General features: G+C 75.2%; 1 protein-coding gene. It reads right to left on the bottom strand.

The features are described 5' to 3' along the window. A partial coding sequence (locus ACSNOH_RS34685) for an SCO5717 family growth-regulating ATPase (RefSeq protein ID WP_436725427.1) occupies positions 1-948 on the bottom strand: 948 nt, incomplete at its 3' end. Between the last annotated feature and the right edge of the window lie 779 nt (positions 949-1,727).

Raw genomic sequence — 1,727 nt, forward strand, 5'->3', positions numbered from 1 at the left:
GTCCGGGGGGAGCGGGGGCAGCGCGGTCCGGGGCACCGGCGGCGGGGACCACGGGGCTCCCTGCGCATCCTGCCCGGCCTCTGCCTGCTGCGCGCCCGCGCCGTCGGCAACCCTGTCCCGCAGAGCGGCTGCCGAGAACCGCATGGTGCCCTCGGGGCGTGAGGCGGCGCCTTCGGCTCCGGCGGCAGCACCCGCACTGCTGGAAGCCGGGGCCGCCGCCCCAGGGCCGTCCTGGGCAGCCGGCGCGGTCATGGAAGGAATGGACGCTGCCGCAGAGCCCTGCTCGGACTCTGCCGTCCTCTCCTCACTGACGGCATCGGCGGCGGAGGGAGCGCTTGCCTCTGCCGACGGGGCCGTACCGGCCTCAGGGCGTGCCGGAGCGTCGGAGCTCGTGCCGGCCTCATGCGTTTGCCCGGCCTCATGCGCCTTCCCCGTGCCTGCTTCGGCGTCGGTCCCGTGCGGCGCCGACGAACCCGGGCCGCTCGCGGCAGGCGCCGCACCGGCGGAGTTACCGGCAGCCGGGAACTCCGCACCCGGCACCGCCTCGGGCGCGCGCTCCGCCGCGGCAGCCTCCTGCACCGCCGCCGCGGAGAACCGCATCGTGGCGGGGCTGCCGACCGCGCCGTCCGCCGAAGGAGCGGGGGAGGGGGAAGGGACTTCGGTAGCGGGCTCCGCGTGCTCGGTCCGCTCCTCGGCCGCCGCGGGCTGCATCTGCAGCGGTTCACCCGAAGGCGGGGGCGGCAGGACCGGCTGCGCGTCACCCCCGGGGCCGCCCTGGCCCGCCGCCGGCGTCACGGCGGAGGAGGCGTTCTGCGTGTACCAGGCAGGTGGCGTGTAGTCGATGGTGAACTCGCCCATGGTGTCGGGCTCCTGCTCGTGACCGGCGTCGGACCGGTCCTCGCCGGCTGCGGACCCGCCTGCGCGGATCTCTTCCCGATCGCTGCTCACATTGCCTCCTGGTGTGGTCTAGCGCCCATGAAATGCCTGTCGGGCCCGACCGTTCCCGTCGTCCGACCGTCCGGGTGTCCCCCGTTTGCGACGGGGGACACCGTAGAGGTCCCCCGTCCGTACACCCGCCCAGCCTAATCGCCATACGCACCGCCGGGGCAGGCCCGCCCCCACCCCACCGGCCGCCCCGTGCGCCACCTGCGGCCCCGTGCCGGAGCAACCGGACCTGTGGGGCGCCGGAGGCGGGTGATACAAAGATTCCCCGCTCGAGTGTCACAACAGCGCGGGATCCGCGCCCGATTCGCTCCTTTCCGGCGGAATAGTCAATGCATGCCGCCCGGATCGCGGGGGGAGGCAGAACGAGCGGCGGGCCCCGCACCCAAGAGGTATGCGCTGATGGTCCAGCCGCCCCAGCCCCCACCGATGCAGCCGAACGAGCCTCCGCAGGACGGCTCCGGCGCATCGCAGGACCCGGCTCCGAATACTCCGCAGCAGCCGCCTCAGGCGCCGCCCCAGGCCTCGCCCGGTGCACTCCCTGAGGCACGGGGCGAGACACCGCCCCAGGCTCAGCCTCACGCCGCGCCTCAGGCCTCTTCCCAGACTCCGCCTCAGGCGCCCCCTCATGCCGCGCCCCAGACGGCGCCTCAGGCCCCCTCACAGGCATCGCCTGAGGCCGCGCCGCAGCCGTCCCCTCACGCCTCGTCTCAGACTCCGCCTCACGCCGCGCCTCAGGCCGCAGCACACGCCGCCCCTCAGGCCCCCGCCCCGCCGCCCATGCC

The sequence above is a fragment of the Streptomyces sp. URMC 127 genome (assembly GCF_051386535.1).
Taxonomy (GTDB): Bacteria; Actinomycetota; Actinomycetes; order Streptomycetales; family Streptomycetaceae; genus Streptomyces.